25 protein-coding genes are annotated in these 23,415 nt (G+C 43.5%); 15 read left to right on the top strand and 10 right to left on the bottom strand.

The window, feature by feature from the left end:
* Positions 1-21 precede the first annotated feature (21 nt).
* Complete coding sequence (locus EO130_RS15040; RefSeq protein WP_241244375.1) at positions 22-2,136, top strand: TonB-dependent receptor domain-containing protein; 2,115 nt, start codon at positions 22-24, stop codon at positions 2,134-2,136.
* A gap of 66 nt (positions 2,137-2,202) precedes the next feature.
* On the opposite strand, the gene EO130_RS15045 is transcribed toward EO130_RS15040, so the two are convergent.
* Positions 2,203-4,275, bottom strand: a complete 2,073-nt coding sequence (locus EO130_RS15045) for a M16 family metallopeptidase (RefSeq protein ID WP_127142380.1) — start codon at positions 4,273-4,275, stop codon at positions 2,203-2,205.
* A 1-nt stretch (position 4,276) separates the two neighbouring features.
* A complete protein-coding gene (locus tag EO130_RS15050; protein WP_127142382.1) occupies positions 4,277-5,599 on the bottom strand; it encodes a M16 family metallopeptidase in 1,323 nt (440 codons plus the stop codon).
* Between the two features lie 183 nt (positions 5,600-5,782).
* On the opposite strand from EO130_RS15050, the gene EO130_RS15055 reads away from it, so the two are divergent.
* The 3 genes from EO130_RS15055 to rpmA all read left to right on the top strand — a co-directional run bounded on the left by EO130_RS15055 (position 5,783) and on the right by rpmA (position 7,155).
* Positions 5,783-6,238, top strand: coding sequence for a DUF4199 domain-containing protein (locus EO130_RS15055; protein WP_127142384.1), 456 nt, complete (start codon positions 5,783-5,785; stop codon positions 6,236-6,238).
* Between the two features lie 95 nt (positions 6,239-6,333).
* Positions 6,334-6,870 carry a 50S ribosomal protein L21 gene (gene rplU, locus EO130_RS15060; RefSeq protein ID WP_127142386.1) on the top strand — a complete coding sequence of 179 codons (537 nt, stop codon included), beginning with the start codon at positions 6,334-6,336 and terminating at the stop codon, positions 6,868-6,870.
* 24 nt (positions 6,871-6,894) lie between these two features.
* Entirely contained in the window at positions 6,895-7,155 is a 261-nt protein-coding gene (gene rpmA / locus EO130_RS15065; RefSeq protein ID WP_127142388.1) for a 50S ribosomal protein L27, read from the top strand.
* 118 nt (positions 7,156-7,273) lie between these two features.
* On the opposite strand, the gene EO130_RS15070 is transcribed toward rpmA, so the two are convergent.
* Positions 7,274-8,386, bottom strand: coding sequence for a D-TA family PLP-dependent enzyme (locus EO130_RS15070; RefSeq protein ID WP_127142390.1), 1,113 nt, complete (start codon positions 8,384-8,386; stop codon positions 7,274-7,276).
* A gap of 156 nt (positions 8,387-8,542) precedes the next feature.
* Here EO130_RS15070 and EO130_RS15075 point away from each other — a divergent pair, with 156 nt between their 5' ends.
* On the top strand, positions 8,543-9,121 hold the full coding sequence (locus tag EO130_RS15075; protein ID WP_127142392.1) for a DUF3332 domain-containing protein: 579 nt from the start codon (positions 8,543-8,545) through the stop codon (positions 9,119-9,121).
* Positions 9,122-9,189: 68 nt separating this feature from the next.
* Here the strand turns inward: EO130_RS15075 and ahcY are convergent, their stop codons facing one another.
* Positions 9,190-10,506, bottom strand: a complete 1,317-nt coding sequence (gene ahcY / locus EO130_RS15080; RefSeq protein WP_127142394.1) for an adenosylhomocysteinase — start codon at positions 10,504-10,506, stop codon at positions 9,190-9,192.
* A 74-nt stretch (positions 10,507-10,580) separates the two neighbouring features.
* Between ahcY and EO130_RS15085 the strand changes: the two genes are divergently transcribed.
* From EO130_RS15085 to EO130_RS15110, 6 genes are all read left to right on the top strand, one after another.
* Positions 10,581-11,222 carry a 4'-phosphopantetheinyl transferase family protein gene (locus EO130_RS15085; RefSeq protein WP_127142396.1) on the top strand — a complete coding sequence of 214 codons (642 nt, stop codon included), beginning with the start codon at positions 10,581-10,583 and terminating at the stop codon, positions 11,220-11,222.
* A 36-nt stretch (positions 11,223-11,258) separates the two neighbouring features.
* Positions 11,259-11,519 carry a YkoF family thiamine/hydroxymethylpyrimidine-binding protein gene (locus EO130_RS15090; RefSeq protein ID WP_127142398.1) on the top strand — a complete coding sequence of 87 codons (261 nt, stop codon included), beginning with the start codon at positions 11,259-11,261 and terminating at the stop codon, positions 11,517-11,519.
* The gene (gene pnuC, locus EO130_RS15095) at positions 11,503-12,144 is read left to right on the top strand and encodes a nicotinamide riboside transporter PnuC (protein ID WP_127142400.1); all 642 of its coding nucleotides are present in this window, start codon (positions 11,503-11,505) and stop codon (positions 12,142-12,144) included. Before EO130_RS15090 ends, pnuC begins: the two co-directional genes overlap by 17 nt.
* A complete protein-coding gene (locus EO130_RS15100) occupies positions 12,099-12,680 on the top strand; it encodes an AAA family ATPase (RefSeq protein WP_127142402.1) in 582 nt (193 codons plus the stop codon). Before pnuC ends, EO130_RS15100 begins: the two co-directional genes overlap by 46 nt.
* On the top strand, positions 12,661-14,199 hold the full coding sequence (locus EO130_RS15105) for a DUF4301 family protein (protein ID WP_127142404.1): 1,539 nt from the start codon (positions 12,661-12,663) through the stop codon (positions 14,197-14,199). Before EO130_RS15100 ends, EO130_RS15105 begins: the two co-directional genes overlap by 20 nt.
* Positions 14,200-14,894: 695 nt before the next feature.
* Complete coding sequence (locus EO130_RS15110; RefSeq protein ID WP_127142406.1) at positions 14,895-17,144, top strand: TonB-dependent receptor; 2,250 nt, start codon at positions 14,895-14,897, stop codon at positions 17,142-17,144.
* A 64-nt stretch (positions 17,145-17,208) separates the two neighbouring features.
* Here the strand turns inward: EO130_RS15110 and EO130_RS15115 are convergent, their stop codons facing one another.
* Positions 17,209-17,646 carry a Rieske (2Fe-2S) protein gene (locus EO130_RS15115; protein ID WP_127142408.1) on the bottom strand — a complete coding sequence of 146 codons (438 nt, stop codon included), beginning with the start codon at positions 17,644-17,646 and terminating at the stop codon, positions 17,209-17,211.
* Positions 17,647-17,832: 186 nt separating this feature from the next.
* Here EO130_RS15115 and greA point away from each other — a divergent pair, with 186 nt between their 5' ends.
* Together greA and EO130_RS15125 are read left to right on the top strand one after the other, a co-directional pair.
* Entirely contained in the window at positions 17,833-18,309 is a 477-nt protein-coding gene (gene greA / locus EO130_RS15120; RefSeq protein ID WP_127142410.1) for a transcription elongation factor GreA, read from the top strand.
* Between the two features lie 68 nt (positions 18,310-18,377).
* Positions 18,378-18,767, top strand: a complete 390-nt coding sequence (locus EO130_RS15125; protein WP_127142412.1) for an HIT family protein — start codon at positions 18,378-18,380, stop codon at positions 18,765-18,767.
* Here EO130_RS15125 and EO130_RS15130 read toward each other — a convergent pair.
* Both EO130_RS15130 and EO130_RS15135 read right to left on the bottom strand, forming a co-directional pair.
* Complete coding sequence (locus EO130_RS15130; RefSeq protein WP_127142414.1) at positions 18,764-19,108, bottom strand: hypothetical protein; 345 nt, start codon at positions 19,106-19,108, stop codon at positions 18,764-18,766. The two genes, EO130_RS15125 and EO130_RS15130, sit on opposite strands and share 4 nt — an antisense overlap.
* Before the next feature lie 3 nt (positions 19,109-19,111).
* Positions 19,112-20,263, bottom strand: coding sequence for a sensor histidine kinase (locus EO130_RS15135; protein WP_127142416.1), 1,152 nt, complete (start codon positions 20,261-20,263; stop codon positions 19,112-19,114).
* Between the two features lie 122 nt (positions 20,264-20,385).
* On the opposite strand from EO130_RS15135, the gene EO130_RS15140 reads away from it, so the two are divergent.
* Both EO130_RS15140 and aat read left to right on the top strand, forming a co-directional pair.
* Entirely contained in the window at positions 20,386-20,766 is a 381-nt protein-coding gene (locus EO130_RS15140) for a DUF3127 domain-containing protein (RefSeq protein ID WP_127142418.1), read from the top strand.
* A 107-nt stretch (positions 20,767-20,873) separates the two neighbouring features.
* Positions 20,874-21,527: a leucyl/phenylalanyl-tRNA--protein transferase gene (gene aat, locus EO130_RS15145; RefSeq protein ID WP_241244376.1), complete on the top strand. Its 654-nt coding sequence runs from the start codon at positions 20,874-20,876 to the stop codon at positions 21,525-21,527.
* On the opposite strand, the gene EO130_RS15150 is transcribed toward aat, so the two are convergent.
* From EO130_RS15150 to EO130_RS15160, 3 genes are read right to left on the bottom strand one after another with little or no spacing between them, the layout of a single operon-like run.
* Positions 21,504-22,187 (bottom strand): DUF2490 domain-containing protein, encoded by a 684-nt coding sequence (locus EO130_RS15150; RefSeq protein WP_241244377.1) that lies wholly within the window; start codon positions 22,185-22,187, stop codon positions 21,504-21,506. The genes aat and EO130_RS15150 overlap by 24 nt on opposite strands.
* Positions 22,174-22,755 carry a hypothetical protein gene (locus EO130_RS15155; protein ID WP_127142424.1) on the bottom strand — a complete coding sequence of 194 codons (582 nt, stop codon included), beginning with the start codon at positions 22,753-22,755 and terminating at the stop codon, positions 22,174-22,176. Before EO130_RS15155 ends, EO130_RS15150 begins: the two co-directional genes overlap by 14 nt.
* The gene (locus tag EO130_RS15160) at positions 22,745-23,308 is read right to left on the bottom strand and encodes a DNA-3-methyladenine glycosylase I (RefSeq protein ID WP_127142426.1); all 564 of its coding nucleotides are present in this window, start codon (positions 23,306-23,308) and stop codon (positions 22,745-22,747) included. Before EO130_RS15160 ends, EO130_RS15155 begins: the two co-directional genes overlap by 11 nt.
* Between the last annotated feature and the right edge of the window lie 107 nt (positions 23,309-23,415).

Genomic DNA, 23,415 nt, shown 5'->3' on the forward strand with positions numbered 1-23,415 from the left:
AAATCTTAAATCAAATTCAAAATGAATACAAGTACAATGGCAAAACTGTGTGTTTTGCTTTTTGGGACAGCTGTGTCCTATGCACAAGATTCCAACGCTCAAGATTCCCTCGAAAGAAAACCGGTACAACTGGACGAAGTGTTGGTGCAAGGAAAAAGAAAATCTGACCCTGTTTTTTCAGCCTTTAAGAGCGAACAGGAAAAAAAGATTGTCCAATCCAAAAATGTGGCCGACCTTTTTAAGGATATCAATGGTTTTAACCTTATCAAACGTGGCAATTATGCCATGGACCCTTCCTTTAGGGCGACCCAATACGAGCAGTTGAACGTGCAGTTCAATGGTGGGACCAAGGTGATGCACGCTTGCCCCAACCGAATGGACCCTATAACCACACACGTCATACCGGAAGAAATTGAACGTGTGGAAGTGGTAAAGGGCCCCTATACCTTTAGGTATGGCCCCACCTTTGGAGGTATCGTGAATCTGGTCACGCAAGAAGTCGAGAAACAGGAAAAAGGATACCATGGCAAGGTAAACTTTGGCGGTGAGAACAACGGTAACGCCATAACCAGTTTTGCCAATGTTAAATTTGTGGGTGAGCAGTTCGATGCCAACCTCAATTTTGGGCTACGTGATTTTGGAAACTATGTGGATGGTGATGGGAACGAAATACCATCTTCCTTTAAAAGTACGGATTACGGGGTTCAGGTTGGATATAATCCCACCAATAACCAAAGGATCCAGTTGGGATTCCGGCAGTCGTTCGGAAGGGATGTATTGCACGCAGGATTGCCCATGGATACGGAAATTGATGATAGTAATGTCCTTTCTTTGGATTATAAGTGGGACAATATTTCCGATGGATTGCGAACACTGAGTGCCAAGGTGTACCGTTCCAGGGTCGACCACGTGATGACCAACGAGTTGCGTCCAAGCTTTATGATGACCGAGGCGGTTTCCGAAGTGGATGCGACCACAGTGGGTGGAAGGATGGAATTGGAATGGAGACCCGCTGAGGATTTTAAATTGTATACCGGGATTGATGCCTTTTCGGTTGGAAGAACAGGGAACAGGACCCGTTTGGTAAAAATGAACATGATGACGGGGAACCCGCTTCCTATGCCCATGGAATTTGTGGATGAGGTATGGCAGGATTCCCAAATCGACGATTATGGAGCGTTTGTGGAGGGCAAGTATCCTTTGAGTCAAAAGTTGTTGTTGAATGTGGGGGCCAGATACGACATGGTCCGTTCCCGAACCGATGCTCCATCGGACGATTTTGTGGCCGAATACCCCAATTTGGACACCCGTACCGAGCATAATATTAGCACCACTGCTTCGGTAAAGTACATGGCTTCATCGCATTTACTGTTTGAATTGGCTTACGGTAGGGGCGTACGTTCCGCCAATATGATTGAGCGTTTTATCAACCATTTTACCGTGGGGCAGGACCCTTACGAGTATGTGGGCAACCCCTTCTTGGATGCTGAGGTGAACAATCAGTTTGAATTGGGCGTGAAGGGCAATACGGATTTTGAGGGCTATGCACTTAATCGATTGGATTTCGGGGCGTCCGTTTATTACTCGGATTATGGAAACTACATCGTAGCGGTTATCGATCCCGAATTGGACAAAAAATATATGCCCATGGCAGAACCCACCGAGGTAAAAAGGTTCACCAATTTGGACAGTGCCTATAAAACCGGATTTGAACTTTTTGCCGAACTGTCGTTTTTGGAGGATTTCGCCTTTAAAACGGAATTGGCCTACGTATATGCCAAAAATCAAGATCTGAACGAATCCCTGCCTTTGACCCCACCTTTGGTGACCCGTTTCAACTTTGATTTTGAAAAAGAGAAAGTTTGGGCCAAGGCTACCTATACGCTCACTTCGGAACAGTCGGACATTGCGTTTTCCTTTGGGGAACGGGTAACTGATGGATACGGAGTCCTAGATTTACGTTTTGGAGCAAAACCTTTTGAACATCTGACTGTGGGAGTTGCTGCATCCAACGTTTTTGATACAACCTATAACAACCACTTGAATTTTTCATTCGTGAACCAAGCGGATTTTGGCCGAGTACCTATCAATGATCCGGGAAGAAATCTTTCTGCCTTTATTCAATATAGTTTTTAGATGTTCCCAAAATTAAAAAAGGCGCTCCAATCGAGCGCCTTTTTTGTTATAGACAGTATATATGTCTTATTTGAAATCTGTGGCGTCCACACCCTCGTTTACTTTGATTTCCTTAACGAGGAACTCAAAGTTTTGTGGTCCCATGCTTTGCATTAGCTTAAATGGAAACTTGATTCCGGAAACTTCTTGGTAGTCACCATATCCCATTGTGCTGGTCATTTGTTGGCCTTGCATCTCTTGGGTATTGATCTCTTGAACTTTAAGGCCGGTCTCTACATCATAAAAGGCCGTTTTGTTGTCACTGATTTTCAATTTGTACGCCTTTTTGTCGCCCACAGGCTCTATCCCTTCCAAGGAAACATCGCCTGCAGCCAAATAGTTCAGTTCAGGGAACGCAGCTGATTCTTCCTTGATTTTGGAAATCTCCTCTGGGGAAAGATCCTTGCGTTGACCTTGCACTACCATATAACCACTATCGCCATCCAAAACTTGTTTTTGCATGGAATTTCCTTGCACTTTCACATTTTGCATGAATTGGTCTTGTGCTGTTTTCTTCATCTCCAGTTCCAGTTTCATGCCCTGCATCTCAGCTTCGGCCACCATGGAGTAGGATTCTACGCCTTCGAGCTTGGATTTGCCTCCGATTGCTTCGATGTAGTTTTCGAGTACTGTTTCGGCATCCATTCCTTCGGGAACTGCAGCATTGTAATCGGGCTTTTCTGTCCTGTTTGCATATTTATCAAAATACAACACGGGAACGTCTTTGCCCTTAAAGGTCACTTTCTCCAAGTTTTCCAGTACATCGCTTCCTTTTCCTGTGACCACTACCCTGGAGTTGGTAGTGGAGAAGTGCTTCTGGGCGGCTTTTAGCACATCCTCTTTGGTTATGGCATCCAATCGTTCCAAATAGGTTTCGTAAAAATCCTTTGGAAGGTCCTCGGTTTCGATATTCAAGGCGTATTCCGCCACAGTTTCGGGTTTTTCAAGTGCCATGACAAAGCTTCCGGCATATTTCGCCTTGGCATTGGCCAATTCCTCATCCGATACCGGTTCGGTAGTAATTTTGTCGATTTCCTTTAAAATCTCCACTACAGAGCTATCGGTAACCGCATTCCGGACCTGTGCATAGGCATTAAAGCGCATGGGGCTATATTTGTTCGCTCTGATACCGGAGTAGGAACCATAGGTATATCCTTTGTCCTCACGCAGGTTTTTGAACAATCGGGCCTGTCCGCCACCACCCAAAATGCGGTTGGCCAACAACGCATCCAGATAATCCTCGTCCTTCATTTTCAAATCGGTGATGTTCTGCACGGCCACTTCGGATTGCACCGCATTGGGCATATCCACAAAATTGATCTGGGTGTACTGCACATCTTTGGGGTCGGAATAGGTAAAAGATGGCGGTGCTGCTTTGGACCATGGGGTAAATGCCTTGGTCACCAGTTCCTTTACGTTTTCGAATTCAACATCCCCGATGACCACCAAATAGGCATTGGCGGGTACAAAATAGGAGCGGTAAAATTGCTCAACATCGGCTAGGGTAACATTGTTCACCGTTTCTTCGGTCATAAATTCACCAAAAGGATGATTTTTTCCGTAGGCAAGGGCCAATTGCACACGGTCGGCCACGGCAGAAACATCTTTTTCTTGGGATTTGATTCCTGTGATGATCTTTTCCTTTTCTTTATCGAACTCCTCTGGAAGAAAGTTTGGGTTTAGGGCCGCATCTGCCATCAGTTCCAATATTCTTGGAAAATATTTGGACAACGAACTGGCAAAGGCACTTTGATCACCTATAAAAATGGTGGCTCCCAAGAAATCCACTTCCTCGTAAAATTCATCTTTCGGGATGTTCGTGGACCCTTTTCCCATCATGCTTGCCGTAAGGGCGGAAAGGCCTGCTTTGTCACCTTCCATAATGGGAGGGTTGTCAATGGAGAGTTGGATCCGGACCCTTGGCAATTTATGGTTTTCCACCACCAATACTTTTAGACCGTTCTTCAATTCAAAACGGGTAGGTTCCTTTAGATTGATTTTGGGAGCTGGTCCTGGTTTGGGCTGTGTGCTCCTGTCTATTTGTGCGTATGATGCTGTCATGAATAGGGACAGCACGGTCAAAACTAAATACTTTTTCATCTTAATTAGCATCTTTTTGTTCTGGTAAATACTCCAGCTCCAAGCGTTGGTTCACCTTCAAATATTTTTTGGCCACTTCCATGATTTCCTCACGGGTAATGGAGCGGTAAATGTCAATTTCTGTGTTGATGAGGTTGGTGTCGTCCTTGAGCATATAGTTTTCGGCCAAGGAGTTGGCAATGCCCTCAACACTGCTGTTGGCATTTACAAATTGGTTCTCGAATTTGTTTTGGAGCTTTTGGTAATCCTTTTCGGAAATGAGTTCCATTTGAAGCTTTAGGATTTCCTCATCGATTTCCTTTTTGATGTCCTGAATGGAATTGTCGCCCACGGGAAGCCCTCCAACAATGTAAGAGCTATAATCTTCGGCATCTACAGGCACGGATAGTATTTGCAGTGCCATTTTTTTCTCATCCACTAGCTTCTTGTACAATTTGGAGCTTTCACCATCGCTCAAATAGGTAGAGATCATATTGATCACATAGGCGTCGCGTTGACCTTGTCCCGGTGTCCGGTAAGCCAGTATAATCGCCGGAATTTGGATATTGGGGTCGTAATATTTGGCAAATTTTGTTGTGGTGATGGGTTCCTCCTTTATGTTGGGACGTTGTATTTCAGCACCTCTTGGAATAGGGCCAAAATAATCTTGGATCATTTTTTTGGTCTTTTCGGTATCAAAATCCCCAGCTATAACCAAAACGGCATTGTTGGGCACGTAATAGGTCTTGTTGAATTTCTTAAAATCATCCAAAGTGGCACTGGCCAAATGGTCCAACGAACCAATGACCCCCCATCGGTATGGATGTTCGGTGTATAGATTTTTCAGAATTTGCTCAAAAAAAGCGCCATAAGGTGCATTGTCCGTTCTGAGCCTTCTTTCTTCCTGTACCACTTCTTTTTGGGTGTCGACCCCAACTTGGCCAATAATGGGATGCAGCATTCGCTCCGACTCCAGCCAAAGGCCCACTTCCAAACTATTGGAAGGGAAAACCTCATAATAGTAAGTTCGGTCCAAAAATGTATTGGCGTTACCTCGTCCACCGTTTGCGGCGACAATTTGATCCCATTCCCCACGTTCGATGTTCTTGGTGCCCTCGAACAATAAATGCTCAAAAAAGTGGGCAAAACCTGTTTTGTTGGGATCTTCATCTTTGGATCCCACATGGTACATTACCGATGTGGTCACTACTGGGGCACCATTGTCCTGATGTAGGATAACGTGAAGCCCATTGTCCAGGTCATACTCTTCAAAAACGACTTCCTGTGCAGAAAGCGTGGTCGCTCCAAAGATCATGAGCCATGCAGAAAACAAATGTTTTTTCATTGTAATAGTCAGTATTTAAAAATTGATGTTGCTAGGAGGTTGGTATCGATTTCTTCTTCGATGTTACGCAAAATATAAAATTTTTATTGGCGGAGGAGCAGTTTTATAAAAGTCTTTAGATTTAAAATTTAGCATAATTGATAAACATTCAGTAAATTATACAGTGAATCCAAAAACAATACTATGAAAAACATTACCCTACCAATCCGTTTCGGAATAGTCACCAGTGCGGTGCTCATCGCCTATTTTTTGATTTTGGCGCTTATGGGCAAGCACACGAACGTCTTTTTTAGTCTGTTCAATGGGGTGATTACGGGTTTTGGGATTTATGAAACCATTAAATACACCAAACTGCGAAAAGGGAAAAGCTTCAGTTATGGAAGTGGTTTTACCGCAGGAATTACAACGGGTTTTGTGGCCACATTGCTGTTCACTATTTTCTTTGCATTTTACGCTACGGAACTGGACAGTGCTTTTTTAGGGGAACTCTCTACCGCATGGTCCGGTGATTACAAGAACTTTGAGGGCATCGTATTTTTTACCGTTGCCATTATGGGGTTTGCCACAACATTGGTTTTGACGCTTTCCTTTATGCAATTGTTCAAAACCAGCAATAACTCCAAAAAAATAATGGGTTAAATCAAATAGAATACTTGTAGATTAAGGATTTAGCAGTATATTTGCACCCGCTAATTTTGACAAAGCGAAAGAATTTTTAATCTAATTAACGTATTATGTACGCAATTGTAGAGATGGCAGGGCAGCAATTTAAAGTTGCAAAAGACCAGAAAGTGTACGTTCATCGTTTGCAAGAGGAAGAAGGTGGCAAGGTCACTTTTGACAAGGTACTTCTTTTGGAAGACGGTGGTAACGTAACCATTGGCGCCCCGGTCATAGAAGGTGCGGCTGTTGAGGCCAAAGTAGTAAAGCATCTTAAGGGAGATAAGGTAATCGTCTTTAAAAAGAAAAGACGTAAGGGTTACCAAAAGAAAAACGGTCACAGACAATATTTGACTGAAATCGTTGTGGAAAGTATTGTAGCGAAAGGCGCCAAGAAAGCGGCTCCTGCCAAAGCTAAAGCTGAAGCAAAACCAGCTGCAGAACCCAAAGCAGAGAAAAAAGCGGAAGCCCCAAAGAAAGAAGCTCCTAAGGCGACTGAGGATTTAGGTTCCAAAACGGTTGCTGAATTGAAGGAAATGGCAAAAGCCAAAGAAATCAGCGGGTACTCTTCCATGAAGAAAGCTGAGTTGATCGAAGCGTTAAGTAAATAAGACAAGAACTAAAATTTATATATCATGGCTCACAAGAAAGGTGTAGGTAGTTCAAAAAACGGTAGAGAATCAGAATCGAAACGCTTGGGCGTTAAGATATTTGGTGGTCAGGCAGCTGTTGCCGGTAACATCATTGTAAGACAACGTGGTACCAAGCACAACCCTGGCGAAAATGTATACGCAGGAAAAGACCATACCTTGCATGCCAAGGTAGATGGTGTTGTGAAGTTTGAGAAAAAAGCTGGTGGAAAATCATTTGTATCCATCGAGCCGTTCCAAGCATAATCAATCACAACAGAATTGATACAAAGGCCCCGCAAACGCGGGGCTTTTTTATTTTATCAAGGTTGATGGAAAGAAAGGTTTTCTGTTTTATTACATGATTTAGTATATAGGATTAAATCTAAAAGCTAAGTTTTCGTTTTCGGGCGGTAATCTGCCAAGTATCTACTTTTTTTCCGTTTTCGATAACGGAAACTTCATCATGGAGATTGATGGTGGGGCAAATATGATAGGGAATGCCATAGAGGACATCGCCAACCCTGTATTTGTCCCACTCCTTTACTTTAATAACTCCGTGTTCTTCACTTTGTGAAAGCAGTTCATACCCATCAATATTCAAAAATTTGACCCGCTTATCAATCGGGTTTTCAGCTGCGACCGATTTATGACCAAGATCTACTGTGATGATGCCCTCTGTGGGTTTTGAAATGATTCGGGTGATCAAAAGCGCAGCATGTTTAAAGTCCTGTTCCGTTAGTTTCTCGCCGTATCCCCAATCCCACAACACACAGGTGCCCGGGCTGGTAATCCGTTTTTCCTGAAGTAGATGTGAGGTAAACGAGGGCGTTCCCCCACAGATAAGCTGGGCTTTGGGATAATCTATTCGGAGCGCATCAAAATAGGTTTCCACATCCTGTACCCCTTTTTCTATCTGTTGGTTGCGTAACTCAAAATCGGGGTCCCGTAAATGGCCATCGTAGGCATGAAGTCCACTCAAGACTAAGGATTTACAGATTTTTAAATAGGCAATCAGTTCATCCAGTCGAGGGCCTATTTCAATACCTGAACGGTTCATGCCGTTGTTGATGTCGATATAAGTATGGACTTTCAGTCCCTTTTCCTCAGCTTTTTGATTGAGTTCCTCGGCGCTGTCCACATTGTCCAGAAGGGCGGAAAACTCGGTATTGGGGTAATGCGGTATCATCTCCAATAAACGGTCCACTTTGGGCCCAACCAATTGATGGGCAATCAACACAGCGGTGGCACCGGCCTCGGCGGCAATCTCTGCTTCGGCAATGGTAGAGGCCTTAAATCTTTGAATTCCTGATTTCAACATCAGCTGCATCACTTTGGGCATTTTATTGGTCTTGATATGAGGCATCAACCTGTCGGTTTGACCATCTACCAAAGAAACCATCTTACCGATGTTGTATTCCAAGTGCTCCTTGTACAATGCTATGGAAGGGGAATCCACAGTTTCTATATTTTCAATATGGTACCACGTATTGTCCATCACTTTGTCTTTTTGAATACATAAAGGTAACAATCCCGATCCGATGTATGGATATGGTAATTGCCGCTGTCAAGAAATCGGGGTGCTAAATAAGCGTGAAGACTTTCCATCAAAATCTTTTGTACCTTAACTACCATTAACTATAAAACCTATATCATGAAAAAAGCAATTATTTCTTCATTATTGGCCTGTTCCATACTATTCACTAGCTGTTTGGGCTCTTTTAGGGCGTTCAACAACCTGAAGGATTGGAACCAAGGACTGACCGATAGCAAGTTGTTGGACAACTTGATTTTTTGGGGATTGAACATTGTTCCCGTTTACGGATTGTTCTTTCTTGGGGATACATTAATATTCAACGTAATAGAGTTCTGGTCCGGCTCCAACCCTATAGCCATGAAGGATGGGGAATCCGAAATCCAAATGGTGGAGCATGATGGCAATACCTTTGAGATGGTCGCCACCAAAAACAGGATTCAGGTGACCGTTGTGGAAGGACCTAAAAAAGGAAAGAAAATTGATTTGGTGTACAAGCCAGATGATAAATCCTGGAACGCCATTCGTCCCAATGGGGAAATCATAAAACTATCGTCTTTTGAAGAAGGTTTTTACATTGTGTACATGCCAAACGGCGAGGAAGTAAAAATCGACCCTATGAGCACAAGGGAAGAAGGTTTGGCCTTGATCAAAGAAAGGGACACCTATTATTACAACGAAACGCAATTGGCAGAGTAGTGAAATAACAAACCATAAAAAAACCCACGGTTTTGGCCATGGGTTTTTTGTTTTATATCAAATTTTGATTAGTATCGATAGTATTCCGGCTTAAACGGCCCTTCTACTTCCACACCGATGTAATCTGCTTGTTCCTTATTGAGCTCTGTCAATTCAGCTCCCAAACGAGCTAGGTGTAACTTGGCCACTTTTTCGTCCAAATGTTTGGGTAGCATATACACCTCATTGGTATATTTATCACTGTGCTTCCAAAGTTCAATTTGAGCTAAGGTCTGGTTGGTAAAACTGTTGCTCATCACAAAACTTGGGTGGCCCGTGGCGCAACCTAGGTTCACCAATCTACCTTCGGCCAATACGATCACGTCCTTTCCGTCGATAGTGTATTTATCTACCTGTGGTTTAATTTCATCTTTGGTATCTCCGTAGGCACCGTTCAACCAAGCCATATCGATTTCATTGTCAAAATGACCAATGTTACAAACAATGGCTTTGTCCTTCATGGCCCTAAAATGCTCTTCGCGGATAATGTCCTTATTTCCAGTACTTGTAATAATGATATCCGCGTTGGGAACCACAGTTTCCAATTTCTTCACTTCAAAACCGTCCATACAAGCTTGTAGTGCACAGATAGGGTCAATTTCGGTAACGGTGACAATGGCGCCCGCTCCACGGAAAGAGGCAGCAGTTCCTTTTCCAACATCGCCATAACCTGCAACCACGACACGTTTTCCGGCCAACATGGTATCGGTAGCCCTTCGGATAGCATCCACGGCACTTTCACGACACCCATACTTATTGTCGAATTTGGATTTGGTTACGGAATCGTTCACGTTGATGGCGGGCATGGGAAGTGTTCCCTTTTTCATACGTTCGTACAAACGGTGAACTCCCGTGGTGGTCTCTTCCGAAAGACCTTTGATGCCAGCGGCCAATTCAGGATATTGGTCCAGAACCATATTGGTAAGATCCCCACCATCGTCCAAGATCATATTTAAGGGCTTTCTGTCCTCACCAAAGAACAACGTTTGTTCAATGCACCAGTCAAATTCCTCCTCGTTCATCCCCTTCCAAGCATACACGGGGATGCCTGCAGCAGCAATGGCCGCAGCGGCGTGGTCTTGGGTGGAAAAAATGTTACAGGAGCTCCAAGTAACCTCCGCGCCTAGGGCCACCAAGGTTTCAATGAGTACTGCCGTTTGAATGGTCATGTGCAAACAACCGGCGATTCTGGCGCCTTTAAGCGGTTGTTCGCTACCGTACTCTTCGCGCAGGGCCATTAGCCCTGGCATTTCGGCCTCGGCAAGCTCAATTTCTTTCCTTCCCCAATCTGCAAGAGAGATGTCCTTTACCTTATATGGTACGTATGGAATTGTCTTTGTGCTCATACTTTATCTAATTTTACTTTTGTAGCTTCGCTTATATTTTGGCACAAAGATACGAATTCGCTTAACTTTTGCTCATGCCCATTTATAAAACAATAACAGTTTCGCCCACTACCCAGGTCTATATCTGGAAAGTCACCGAGCCAGAGGTTGAACTTGCTAAAGATGTGGAGCTTACCGAGCATTGTCAAAATCGTATGGATGGTATGAAATCCGAGGCCCATCGCAGGGCTTTTTTGAGCATTCGTCACCTTTTGGCGAGAGCAGGTTATGTGGACAGCGATTTGTATTACGACGATTTTGGAAAGCCACATTTAAAGGATGGAAAGTACATATCCATCACCCATTCGCACCATTTTACGGGAATCATAGTAAGTGAAACGGATGAGGTAGGCATCGATATCGAGAAGCAACGGGACAAAATTCTTAAAATAGCCCACAAATTCACCCCTATCCAAGAATATAGGACCTTGGCCAATTCAGAAGCTTTGATGCGAAAATTGACCATTGTTTGGGGTGCCAAGGAATCCCTTTACAAGATTTATGCGCAACAAGGGCTCAGTTTTTTGAGGCACATCAATGTTATTGATTTTTCTTTTGAGGATACTCGAACCGTGGCGGAAATCATGTATCAAGGCAAAAAATCGCACTACGAGATTGAATTTTTGGAGTTCGAGGGCTTCACCTGCGTTTATGCCCTTAAAATGATGGGAGGATAATTCCTTTTTGTAGTTTTGTCGCGAAACCAATTGGCCATGAACATATCTGTAGAATTTACCCTTTCCCCATTGCAGGACGATTTTGAGACCCCTATCATCCATTTTATCAAAAAATTGCGTGCATCGGGACTCACGGTTTTGGAAAACCCGTTGAGCACTCAAGTATTCGGCGATTATGATAAAGTGATGGAATTGTTGAATTCCGAGATCAGGGAAAGTTTTGAAAATTTAGATCATGTGGTGCTCACGATGAAAATGGTAAAATCCGACCGCAGCGATTATGAGCCCCATTTTTGATTTTTTCCTTGGACCCTACCAAGGTCGGGAACTATCCTTGATTATTTTGGAGGCTACGGCCTTTTTCTTTGGTATTGCCAGCGTAGTGTATGCCAAGCGGGAGGATATTTTGGTCTATCCTACGGGACTTGTGGCCACGGTAATTACCACTTATATCTTTTTGGTGGACCGTTTGTACGGCGATATGATGATGAACTTCTACTATTCCATCATGAGCATTTATGGTTGGTGGAACTGGGCCAGAAGAAAAGATGATCGAAATCCGGTAGTACAGATTACCCGAACGGACACCCGAGAGAAATGGATCGGGTTCGGGTTTTTTCTGCTGACCATGTTGGTGACTTATGGAGTTTATGTGGCTTTTGGCGCCGAAATAGGCCCTACCAACTACGTAGATATTTTTACATCGGGAATTTTCTTCACTGCCATGTGGTATATGGCCAATAAAAAATTGGAAAATTGGACCCTTTGGATTTTGGGCGATTTAATAACCGTACCTTTGTATGCCTATAGGGGATGGGGGATGTTCTCTTTGCAATACCTCATCTTTACCGTTTTAGCTGTACAGGGATATCTAGCATGGAAGAAAAACTTGGGCAACAGCCTTCAAACCTCATCAAAGTAGTCCTTTTTGGACCTGAATCGACCGGAAAGACCACGCTCTCCAAACAACTGGCCGAACACTACCATACGGAGTGGGTGCCCGAATATGCCAGGGAATATCTTCAAGACAAATGGGATAGGGAACAAAAAACCTGCGAACCACAAGATTTGCTGCCCATTGCCTATGGCCAAATGCAGTTGGAGAACAAGTTGGCACAGGAAGCGAACAGGGTACTGATATGCGATACCGATCTTTTGCAGACCAAAGTGTACTCAGAGGCCTATTACGATAGCACCTGCGACCCACTCATAGAAAAATATGCCCTGCAGAACAGCTACGACCTCTATTTTTTGACCTATATCGATACACCTTGGGTGGCGGACGATTTGCGGGACAAGCCCGATGAAAGAGAACGAATGTTTCTACATTTCAAGGAAGCTTTGGAGAAAAATAACAGGAAATTCATTAATTTAAGGGGGGATAAAGCGTCAAGGCTTTCCACAGCAGTTAAACACATAGATAAACTTCTCCAAAAACATGATCGAATTAAGTCCTAAAGACTTGGAACAACTCGATTCCAAAGGAATTTCCAAAGAAAAAGTAGCAAATCAAATACAAACATTTAAAGAAGGCATTCCCTTTGTGCACTTATCGCAGGCGGCGGTGGTGGGCAATGGTATATTGCGTTTTTCTGAAAAAGAACAACTCGACCTTCTTCAATATTTTGAAGATCATCGGGGCAGTTTAGAGCTCTTGAAGTTTGTACCCGCTTCGGGAGCGGCATCACGAATGTTCAAGGCCATGTTCAATTTTTTGGACAGCTACGACCCATCAAAAGAAAAACTTTCCGAATACATAGACCGTACCGGCGATACCGATGCCCAAAAGTTTACGGATAATCTTTCTGACTTTCCATTTTATGATGTGATTATGGCGCGAATTGAAGGCAAAGCATCCAACAAGGATGAGGAGGCCTATCTTTTTGTGAAGGAAATGCTGCAGGAAAGTGGGCTTGATTATGGATTTTATCCCAAGGGACTCTTGCCGTTCCATAAATACGATTCAGGGGCTGCCACGCCATTCGAGGAACATTTAAAGGAAGCGGCACTTTACGCCAGGACCAAGGGTGTTGCCAATCTGCACTTTACCGTTTCGGAACAGCATGATGAAATGTTCGCCAAAGAGGAAGCCGCGGTGACCCCAAAGATTTCCAAGAAAACGGATACCCGTTTCCATATCTCCTATTCCAATCAAAAGCCTTCTACGGATACCATTGCAGTTGATATGGACAATAAGCCTTTCAAGAATAATGATGGTTCCATTTTGTTCCGGCCCGGGGGGCACGGGGCACTTATCGAGAACCTGAATGATCAGGATGCAGATATCATCTTTATCAAAAACATCGATAATGTGGTCATCGATAAAAATCTAGAGGCTGTGGCCAATAGCAAAAAAATGCTCGCAGGGGTGCTCAAAAAAGTACAAGACAAAGCCTTTGCCTATGCAAAACTGATGGAGGCGGAAGACATTTCCGTTGAAAAGGCGGACGAGATAAAGGCATTTTTGGAGAAAGACCTTAACGTAAGGATGTCGCGCAGCTATGATGACCTTGAAGTGGAGGAACAAAAGGCCGAAATCAAGAACAAACTCAATCGTCCCATCCGAATCTGTGGGATGGTAAAAAATGAAGGCGAACCCGGTGGAGGACCTTTTTGGATCAAGGATGCCGATGGCAATGTGTCCCTTCAGATTATCGAATCCGCTCAAATAGATATGGACGATGATGCGCAAGTGGCCATTCTTAACAACTCGACCCACTTTAACCCCGTTGATTTGGTCTGTGGGGTTAGGAACCACAAAGGGGAAAAATTCGACCTGTTGAAGTTTGTGGACCCCAAACAAGGTTTCATCACTGGAAAAACCAAGGAAGGAAAAGAATTGAAAGCCTTGGAGCTACCAGGATTATGGAACGGGGCTATGGCTTTTTGGAACACCATATTTGTGGAGGTGCCCTTGGTCACCTTTAACCCGGTCAAAACTGTAAACGATCTTTTAAAGCCTACGCACCAAGCCTAGATTATTGAAAAAACAGAACAGTAATCCGCTTACCTGAAAAGGAAGCGGATTTTTTTTGCAAAAATGTGACCAATTGATAAAAGGTGTGTCCTATGAAGTACAGTCGGGATTCTTTTCGATGACATGATTAAATTATGATAATCCTAACGGATTGTCTCAACTAGGTTGGTTGATTTGGTAAGAAGGCCGTGCAATACGTACGGCTTTCTTTTGATAGACCGATCAATGAATGCAAGGGCTATATGTTTTATAAAATAATACTGTTTTTAAATCTATTCTCCTTGGGCTTGGCTTTGTACATTTTGATAAAGCATTTAAAAAACAGAAAAAGCGGAAGCAAACATAACGAAGCAGGATGATACTATGTAAACACTATCCATGTATTATCCATTTCTGCCAATCTGTACCGTGGTCTTTTTTCCTTGTGACCATTAATTGGCAAGTATGAAAGGCTGCTTCGGCAGCCTTTCTTTTTGCTCTCTTTTCTTTGAAAACCAAAACCAACATCTTACATTTGCGGCATCTCAAAGGGGTGCTTTTACCAAAAGGCTGAGATTATACCCAATGAACCTGGGCGGGTAATGCCGCCAAGGGAATGCGCAAGCCGCATCTTGGAATTTCTATGTTTCTTGAAGAAACAAAAATCAATTACTAACACAGAATAATGACCCCTTTTATTCGTAACATTTTTACGAATGAAACTCTATTCAATTATTCAAAAAAGAGCTGTTCTGGGCTCTTTGCGACAATCGCAGAACAACAATCGGAACCATTTCAAAAAAATTGCTAGTGCCTTAGCCTTGATTGGCCTTAGTGTTACCATGAGTGCCCAAGAGGAGCCCATTGACAGCCTCGAGGGTGAAAAAGTAGTGCTCGATGAGGTTCTCGTTCAAGGTGTAAGGGCCACCAAGGAATTTCCCATCACCTTTTCCGACTTGGATAAGGTAGAAATTGCACCACGAAACCTTGGGCAGGATATTCCCATCCTCATGAACTTTATGCCAGCCGTGGTCACTACCTCCGATGCCGGGGCGGGGATAGGATATACCAGTATCCGTGTTCGTGGTAGCGATGCAACCCGGGTAAACGTAACCATTAACGGTATCCCTTACAATGATGCCGAATCCCAAGGGACATTTTGGGTAAATATGCCTGATTTTGCATCGTCCACCGAAAGCTTGCAATTGCAGCGCGGTGTGGGAACCTCTACCAATGGGGCGGGAGCCTTCGGCGCGAGTTTGAACATGCTGACCGATGCTTTTTCAGAAGAGGCTTATGCCCGTATCTCCTCCTCCGTAGGAAGCTTCAATACCTTACGGAGCAATGTGAAATTCAGTACGGGGCTAATGAACGATCATGTGGAGTTTTCAGGCCGATTGTCACGGATAACCTCAGATGGCTATGTGGACAGGGCATCCTCCGAATTGGACGGCTATTTTTTGCAAGGAGTTTACAATGATGACAATACTTTGGTGAAGGCCTTGCTCTTTGGAGGGCACGAAATCACTTATCAAGCTTGGAACGGAATTACCGCCGATCAGTTGGTGAACGACCGTACGTATAATTCAGCAGGTGAGTATACGGATGACGATGGCAATATCCAGTATTATGAGAATGAAGTGGACAATTATAAACAAGACCATTTTCAGTTGCACTGGTACGAAACCTGGAACGCTGCTTGGAACACCCATTTGGCGGTTCATTATACACGGGGACGGGGCTTCTTTGAGCAATACCGTGAGGACGATGATTTTGCCACCTACGGTCTAGAGCCCTTAACTGTAAATGGTGAATTGGTGGAAACTACCGATTTGATCCGCCGTCGTTGGTTGGACAATGATTTTTACGGTGCCATTTTTTCGGCTACCTACAATAACGAAAACCTGGAACTCATCATGGGAGGTGGCTACAACGAATACAAAGGCGACCATTTTGGGGAAATTATCTGGGCCGAGTTTGCCAGCAATAGCGAAATACGCGACAGGTACTACGATGACAATTCCACCAAAACCGATTTCAATGTATACACCAAGGCCAACTATAGATTATCGGACCAATGGTCGTTGTTCGGTGACTTACAGTACCGAGGGGTCACCTATCAAGCTAATGGTGAAGATACGGGACTGGTGGATGATACCTTTAACTTCTTTAACCCCAAAGCGGGTATTACTTTCGATTTGAACCATAACAACAACTTCTACTTTTCTTATGCGAGGGCCAATCGGGAGCCTAACCGCAACGATTACGAGAATGGAAGCCCAAAACCGGAAAAGCTCAACGATTTTGAGTTGGGATGGCGGTACGTTTCCCCAAGTTTTCAGTTGAACACCAACGTTTATTACATGCGCTATAAAGATCAGTTGGTGCTCACTGGAGAGTTGAACGACGTTGGTGCTCCGTTGCGTTCCAATGTTGGGGACAGTTATAGATTGGGCCTGGAAATCGATGCCAACGTTCGCTTGTCCAGAACCTTTCAATGGAGACCAAATATTGCCTTAAGCGACAACCGCAATATCGATTTCTTTTTTGAGCGTGACGGGGTACTTCAAAATTTGGGTAATACCCGAATTGCCTATTCACCTCGGTTGATTGCAGGAAATATCCTTTCCTATCAACCCAATGCAAATCTTCAGGTATCGGTGTTGTCAAAATTTGTTGGGGAACAGTATATGGGCAACATCGATTCGGATAATTCCCTTTTGGATAGTTATACCCAAACCGATTTTAACGTACAGTATACCATCAATATGAATTCCTTTGTGAAGAGCATTGAGATTTCTGGATTGGTCAACAATATTTTTGATGCGGATATCGTATCCAACGGATATTTCTTCACTTTTAATGATGATTTTTCCAATCCTGGAACGGTTACCACTGTCGAAGGAGCTGGATACTATCCACAGGCTGGAATCAATTTCCTAGTGGGTGCGACAATCAATTTTTGATAAAGAAACAGAGGTTCTGCATGAGAAACGTGTGGAACCTCTTTTTTTAAGTAATTGAAACACTTTAATTGGAAATGATCACGGTATTGCCATTTTGTGTGGCCGTGTAAAAAAGTAAATCATAGTAGCGATTGCCATCATCAGGTCGGTCCAATTGTTGCCCCGTAAAAAGACTGTAGGTGTACCCTTCGCAGCCGCAAACCACGTTCTGTCCATCTATTGTCATCGTGGAACATTCGTTCGGTGTATGGTTGGGGCAGCTGGCCTCAAAAGCATAAAATGTATTCAAGCTGGCCTTGATCACGAAGGCACCTCGAGTTCCCACGCCATTGTTGCCTACATACACAGGATTTCCAATGTTGTTCAGGTCGTTATAAAGCGGTAAGTTCAGATTGATGTCAAACCGAAACCGAACCTCTTGCAAATAAGGATTTCTATTGGTGGCATCCGAACTACAGGAGAGGATGAGCACAAGCAAAACAATGGCCCAGAGACGCTTCATGGTAATTGGTTTCAAAGGATTACAAGCGCAAAGTTGATCAAAATTTACCTATATTTGCGTTAAATCCTCGCAAAAACCATGCAGGTCATGGGAATCGTTGAGGATTTTTTGTATTTGTAGAGGAAGCGTACATTGGGGAAATTTTTCGATTTTCTTCGATGTCTTTTTGCATAAAAACTAAACGTCATGAGCAAAGTTTCATATTATACACCCGAAGGACTGAAAAAATTGAGGGACGAGCTAAACTACCTTAAAGATGTGGAGCGTCCCAAGGCATCACAAGCCATTGCAGAGGCAAGGGACAAGGGAGATCTTTCCGAAAATGCGGAATACGATGCGGCCAAAGAAGCCCAGGGATTGTTGGAGATGAAGATTTCCAAGATGGAAGAGACCTTGGCCAACGCACGTTTGATCGATGAATCCCAATTGGATACCTCCAAAATTCTGGTGCTTTCTACCGTGAAGTTAAAAAATCAGACCAATGGCATGGAAATGAAATATACCTTGGTTGCGGAAAGCGAAGCAGACCTCAAAAAGGGAAAAATTTCCGTGACCTCTCCCATAGGCAAGGGATTGTTGGGTAAAAAGGTGGGCGATGTGGCCGAAATCAAAGTACCTAATGGAACCTTGAAATTCGAAATTTTGGAGATTACAAGAGAGTAAGCGTAACTTAATTGGTTATATTTAATCCCGTCATAGCACGGGATTTTTTATTTTAAAACCGAATCAAAATGGCCAGTATATTCACAAAGATCATCAACGGAGACATTCCAAGTTACAAAATAGCCGAAGACGAGTACAATTTTGCTTTTTTGGACATCAATCCCAATGCGAAGGGGCATACCTTATGCGTTCCCAAAAAGGAGGTGGACAAGATTATGGACCTCGATGAGGAATCGTACATGCGATTGATGGCCTTTTCAAGAAAGGTTGGCGTTGCCTTGGAAAAAGCAGTACCCTGTAAAAGAGTGGGAATGTCGGTCATAGGATTGGAAGTGCCCCATGTGCACGTTCATCTTATACCATTACAAAGTATGGCCAACGCTACTTTTCAGCACAAAGAAGAATTGACCAAAGAGGAGTTTGAAGCTGTTGCCGAAGCCATTCGGGCGCATCTTTAACTTTCCAGAAAAAAATAAACTCCTGCAGCCGCTAGGCACAACATCAAAATCAAAATGATGAAAAACAACATGGTGAAGCGGACCGCTGGACGGTCTGGTTTTACCAGTTTGTTGTAGTAATTGAACACCCGTTCAATATCTGGGGTCCAGGTCACAGGGTAAATGACGGAGTTGCACTTTTTGCACTTGATTTCATGGGTTACCACCCCCGTAGTTCTATGGTACAAGGCGTTATGGGTATGTTTTTGGTAAAAAGTGATTTTGAGTTCCTGATTGAAACACTCTGGACAGTTATTGGTGATATCGGCTTCCTGTATGACAAGCTGTTTTTCCTCGGCCATAATTCAATTTTCTAATACTTTCAGCGAAATCTGCATGATGGTTCCTTCTTTGCTTGACGAAAATACTTTAATTTTTCCTTTATGGTATTCTTCCACAATTCTTTTTACCAACGAAAGCCCTAATCCCCAGCCTCTTTGCTTGGAAGTGACCCCGGGATTAAAAATGTTCTGAAAATCACTTTTGGGAATGCCGTGGCCTGTATCGGAGACCATTATGTGAATGTTTGGCCCCTTTTTTTCAATTTGGATGGCAATATTCCCCTTTCCCTTCATGGCGTCAATGCCATTTTTCACCAAGTTTTCAATACTCCAATTGTACAGGGGGGGATTCATTAAAACAGTGGCTTCTTCCACATTGGAGCTAAAGGAAAAATGGACCAGTTTGGAGCTACGCTTTTTAAGATAATCGTATGCTTTTTTGGTTTCGGAAACAATGTCGTGTTTTCGGAGTTCGGGCACGGACCCAATTTTGGAAAACCGCTCCGTAATAGTTTCGAGACGGCTGATGTCCTTCGCAATTTCACGGGTTACCTCTGGGTTGATCTGCTCGGATTTCAACAGCTCGTTCCAACCGAGCAAAGAAGTAAGGGGCGTTCCAATCTGATGTGCCGTTTCCTTTGCCATTCCCGCCCATAATTTGTTCTGTTCGGAGGCCTTGTTGGTGCGGAAGAAAAAGAAGATGACCGCACCGAACAGAAAAATGATCAGCAATAGGGCCAGCGGATAATATTTTAATTTGTTCAGCACTTCGGAGTTGCCATAATACAGGGTTTCCAATAATTCATCCTCTTGAATAATCTGTATGGGCTCGTTCTCATTACGGAATTGGGCAATCTTTTTTCGGATATACAGGCTATCGCCGATTTTGTCCTCGGGGATATTATGGGTTTTGTAGGAGCCCTCCTCGTTTACCAAAATCATGGGCGTAGAGGTGTTGTTTCCCAAAACCTTTAGGGTCAGGTTTCCCAGTTCTTGGTCTACGGAAGATTGCACAAGTTCCAGTTGGGCCGTGGCCCATATCTCCATTTTGAGTCGCTCCTCTTCCTTGAATTTCTTAAAAAAACTGTTGGTGTTCCATAGAATAAGGCTCACTATTACAAATGCTGAGATAAGCATGAAAAGGTTGGAGGTTTTCCGTTTTGAGCTAAAATTCATGGATGGTCAAATTGTTTTTAAAGATAGGGAAATGGAAAACATGTTGATAGTTCGTTTAAATAACGGATGCCTATGGAATTCATTTTATGTACTTTTGGGTTTTCAACAAAAATTAACATTGCATGGAAGTTCAGGGAAGAATCAAAATGATAGACGAAACCAAGACCTACGGTAACAATGGTTTTCGAAAAAGAGAGGTGGTCGTTACCACGGAGGAACAATATCCACAACACATTTTGGTGGAGTTTGTGCAAGATAAGTGCGATCTACTGAATAGTTACAGTGTTGGACAAATGGTAAAGATCAGTATCAACCTTAGGGGAAGGGAATGGGTAAACCCACAAGGGGAAACCAAATACTTCAACTCCATTCAAGGTTGGCGCATCGAGAACCTTCAAGCCGAACAGTCTGCTTCCGACAATATGCCGCCGGTTCCTCCTATGGAGGCCTTTGAGCCGGCCGACGATTACAACGAAGAAGATCACGACGACCTGCCCTTTTAAGCGGTACGTTTTAAAAAGGATACCTATCGAAAATCTGGACCATAATGTCCGGATTTTCTTGTTTTTGGCCCGATTTGTATTTTTAGAAAAAAATGCACGTGGAAAACATGCCCCTTTACTTTTTAAATAAAAGGTTGGAGTTCCCCCCAGTGGAACAGGCCAGTGAGGATGGTCTGCTCGCCGTTGGTGGAGATCTCTCCCCCGAACGATTGTTACTGGCCTATAAAAATGGAATTTTCCCATGGTTCAATGATGATTCATTGATTTTGTGGTGGACTCCCGACCCCCGCATGGTCCTGTTTCCAAATAAGGTAAGAGTGTCCAAAAGTATGCGAAAAGTGATACGTGACGGCCAGTTTACCTTGACCCAGAATACTTGTTTTGAAAGAGTAATGGACCATTGCGCCAAGGTCCTACGGAAGGGTCAAGATGGAACCTGGATTACCCCTAAAATGAAAACGGCCTATATGAATCTGCACAAGAAAGGCCATACACGCTCTTACGAAGTCTGGGAGGATGGAGAGCTGGTAGGCGGACTTTATGGGGTTGACCTTGGACATGTATTTTGTGGGGAAAGTATGTTCAGTTTGCGGCCCAATGCGTCCAAATATGCATTCATCCAAATGGCCCGGGAACTGGGAGAAAAAGGATACTTGGCCATCGATTGTCAGGTGTACACCCGACATTTGGAGAGCTTGGGGGCAGAATTGATACCACGAGCGGAATTTGTGAAAATATTACAGGGACAATTGAAGACTTGACAATAAAAAAAGGACATTTTGTGGTTGGGCAGCGCTAAAATCCTCTATGCGGTATTCTACGCCCATCTGAAATTTTAAACCACCCTTAAGATCCCAGCCCAATTGTCCCGATATTCGGGTGTCATATTGAGGGGCATTGCTTTTGGCCACACTCAAAAGATTTTCCCAACTTCCCACAAAATAAGGTTCACCTGGATCTAATTTTTCGCCCTGCAAAGGAAAATCCACGGCAAAACGATAACGGAACCGGTGGGTGGTCAATGAGTTGGTAATGCGTTGCTCTGCACGAAGCCTATGTCCGTAGCGAATCGCCAGAGGTTTATGCGTAATATTGTACTGTTGGGTGAGCCGCAATTCGTTTTCCCGATCCTCAAACGTATCGCGAAAACGGTATTGAACACCAAGGGCCACGCTTTGGTTGCCTTGGATCTTAAGGTTGGAAAAATGGGCAAGGTCCAATTGCCTCACCCGTAAGGTCACCACTTCGTCATCAAAAATATAATTTCGGTTGGCCAAGGAGAAATTATGCGAATAAGTACCCGAGACCTTGTAATTTACCGCTACTTGGGGCTGCCAGTATGCCGTTAGGTTTTCTTGCGCCCGCACGCTGGCCAAGGACACGAGCAACAGCACAGGAAAAAGCCATTTAGTACAGGACATGGTCATAACTTGGCGGGAACGATTTTCGAATTCGTATCAATTGGCCCTGAGCATCAAATAGTGCTTCGTATTCCTGAAATTCCTTATCCTTTTTGGCCGAAAAGACCAATTCGTAATTGACCTCGGGCAAAATCAGGTTTTGGAAGGCGTTGTGCAGGAGTTTTTCATTGGACTGCCCATCCAGAACCGGATATTGTTGTTGGATTTTTTTGACACGGTACTTTTGGTGGTTCTCATCAAGATAAAAAAGAATGGTGCCCCACGTATCATTGGGAATATCCTGCTCCTTAATTTCGAACTCTACATCTTCCAGCTTTCCCTCTTCGTCAAACTCCACACTGTAATGAAGTCTTCCTTTCTTAAACTTGGCTTCATAGCTTTTTTTGATACTGTCCGTTTCTTGGTAAAAACGCACCCGCTTGGCATCCTCCAAGTACTTTTCTATCAAGATGTAGGAGGCTTGGGGAAATTCTTCTTGATCGATTCTTGATTCTCGTTCGTACTTGTTCTGTGCAAAACCAAATTGCACCATCACAAGCATAAAAAGGAGTATAGGATTAAACTTCATGGTATCTAAAACAATTTACTTCGTGGTCGTTTACCATGCCCGTTGCCTGCATGTGAGCATAAATTACGGTACTCCCCACGAATTTGAATCCCCTTTTCTTTAAATCTTTACTAATGGCATCTGAAATGGCGGTAGTGGCAGGGGCATTCTTGTAATCTTCCCATTTGTTTTTGATGGGCTCACCATCCACAAAATCCCAAATGTAGGTACTGAAGCTACCAAATTCTTCTTGGATATCCATAAAGGCCTTAGCGTTGGAAATGGTAGCGTTTACCTTTAATTTATTTCTGATGATTCCTGGGTCTTGTAACAGTGAGTCGACTTTTTTTTGGTCGTAGGTTGCGATTTTTTTGTAATTGAATCGGTCGAAGGCTTTTCTAAAATTTTCGCGTTTTCGCAATACGGTGATCCAGCTTAATCCAGCTTGAAAGGTCTCCAGGATCAAGAATTCAAATAGCGTATCATCGTCCCGCACGGGAACGCCCCATTCGGTATCATGATAGCTTTCATACAACGGATCGCCAAGGCACCATCCACATCGATGTTTGTCCATGGATCTAAATTTGTATCAAAAGTAAGGGAAAAATTGAAGCGTTAATTGAAAGTTAAAGTATTATTAATCGATAGTAATACTTTTATATTTGCGAGGCAAAATTTTAA

Origin of the sequence: Flagellimonas marinaquae (assembly GCF_003992675.1) — a bacterium.
GTDB lineage: Bacteria > Bacteroidota > Bacteroidia > Flavobacteriales > Flavobacteriaceae > Flagellimonas > Flagellimonas marinaquae.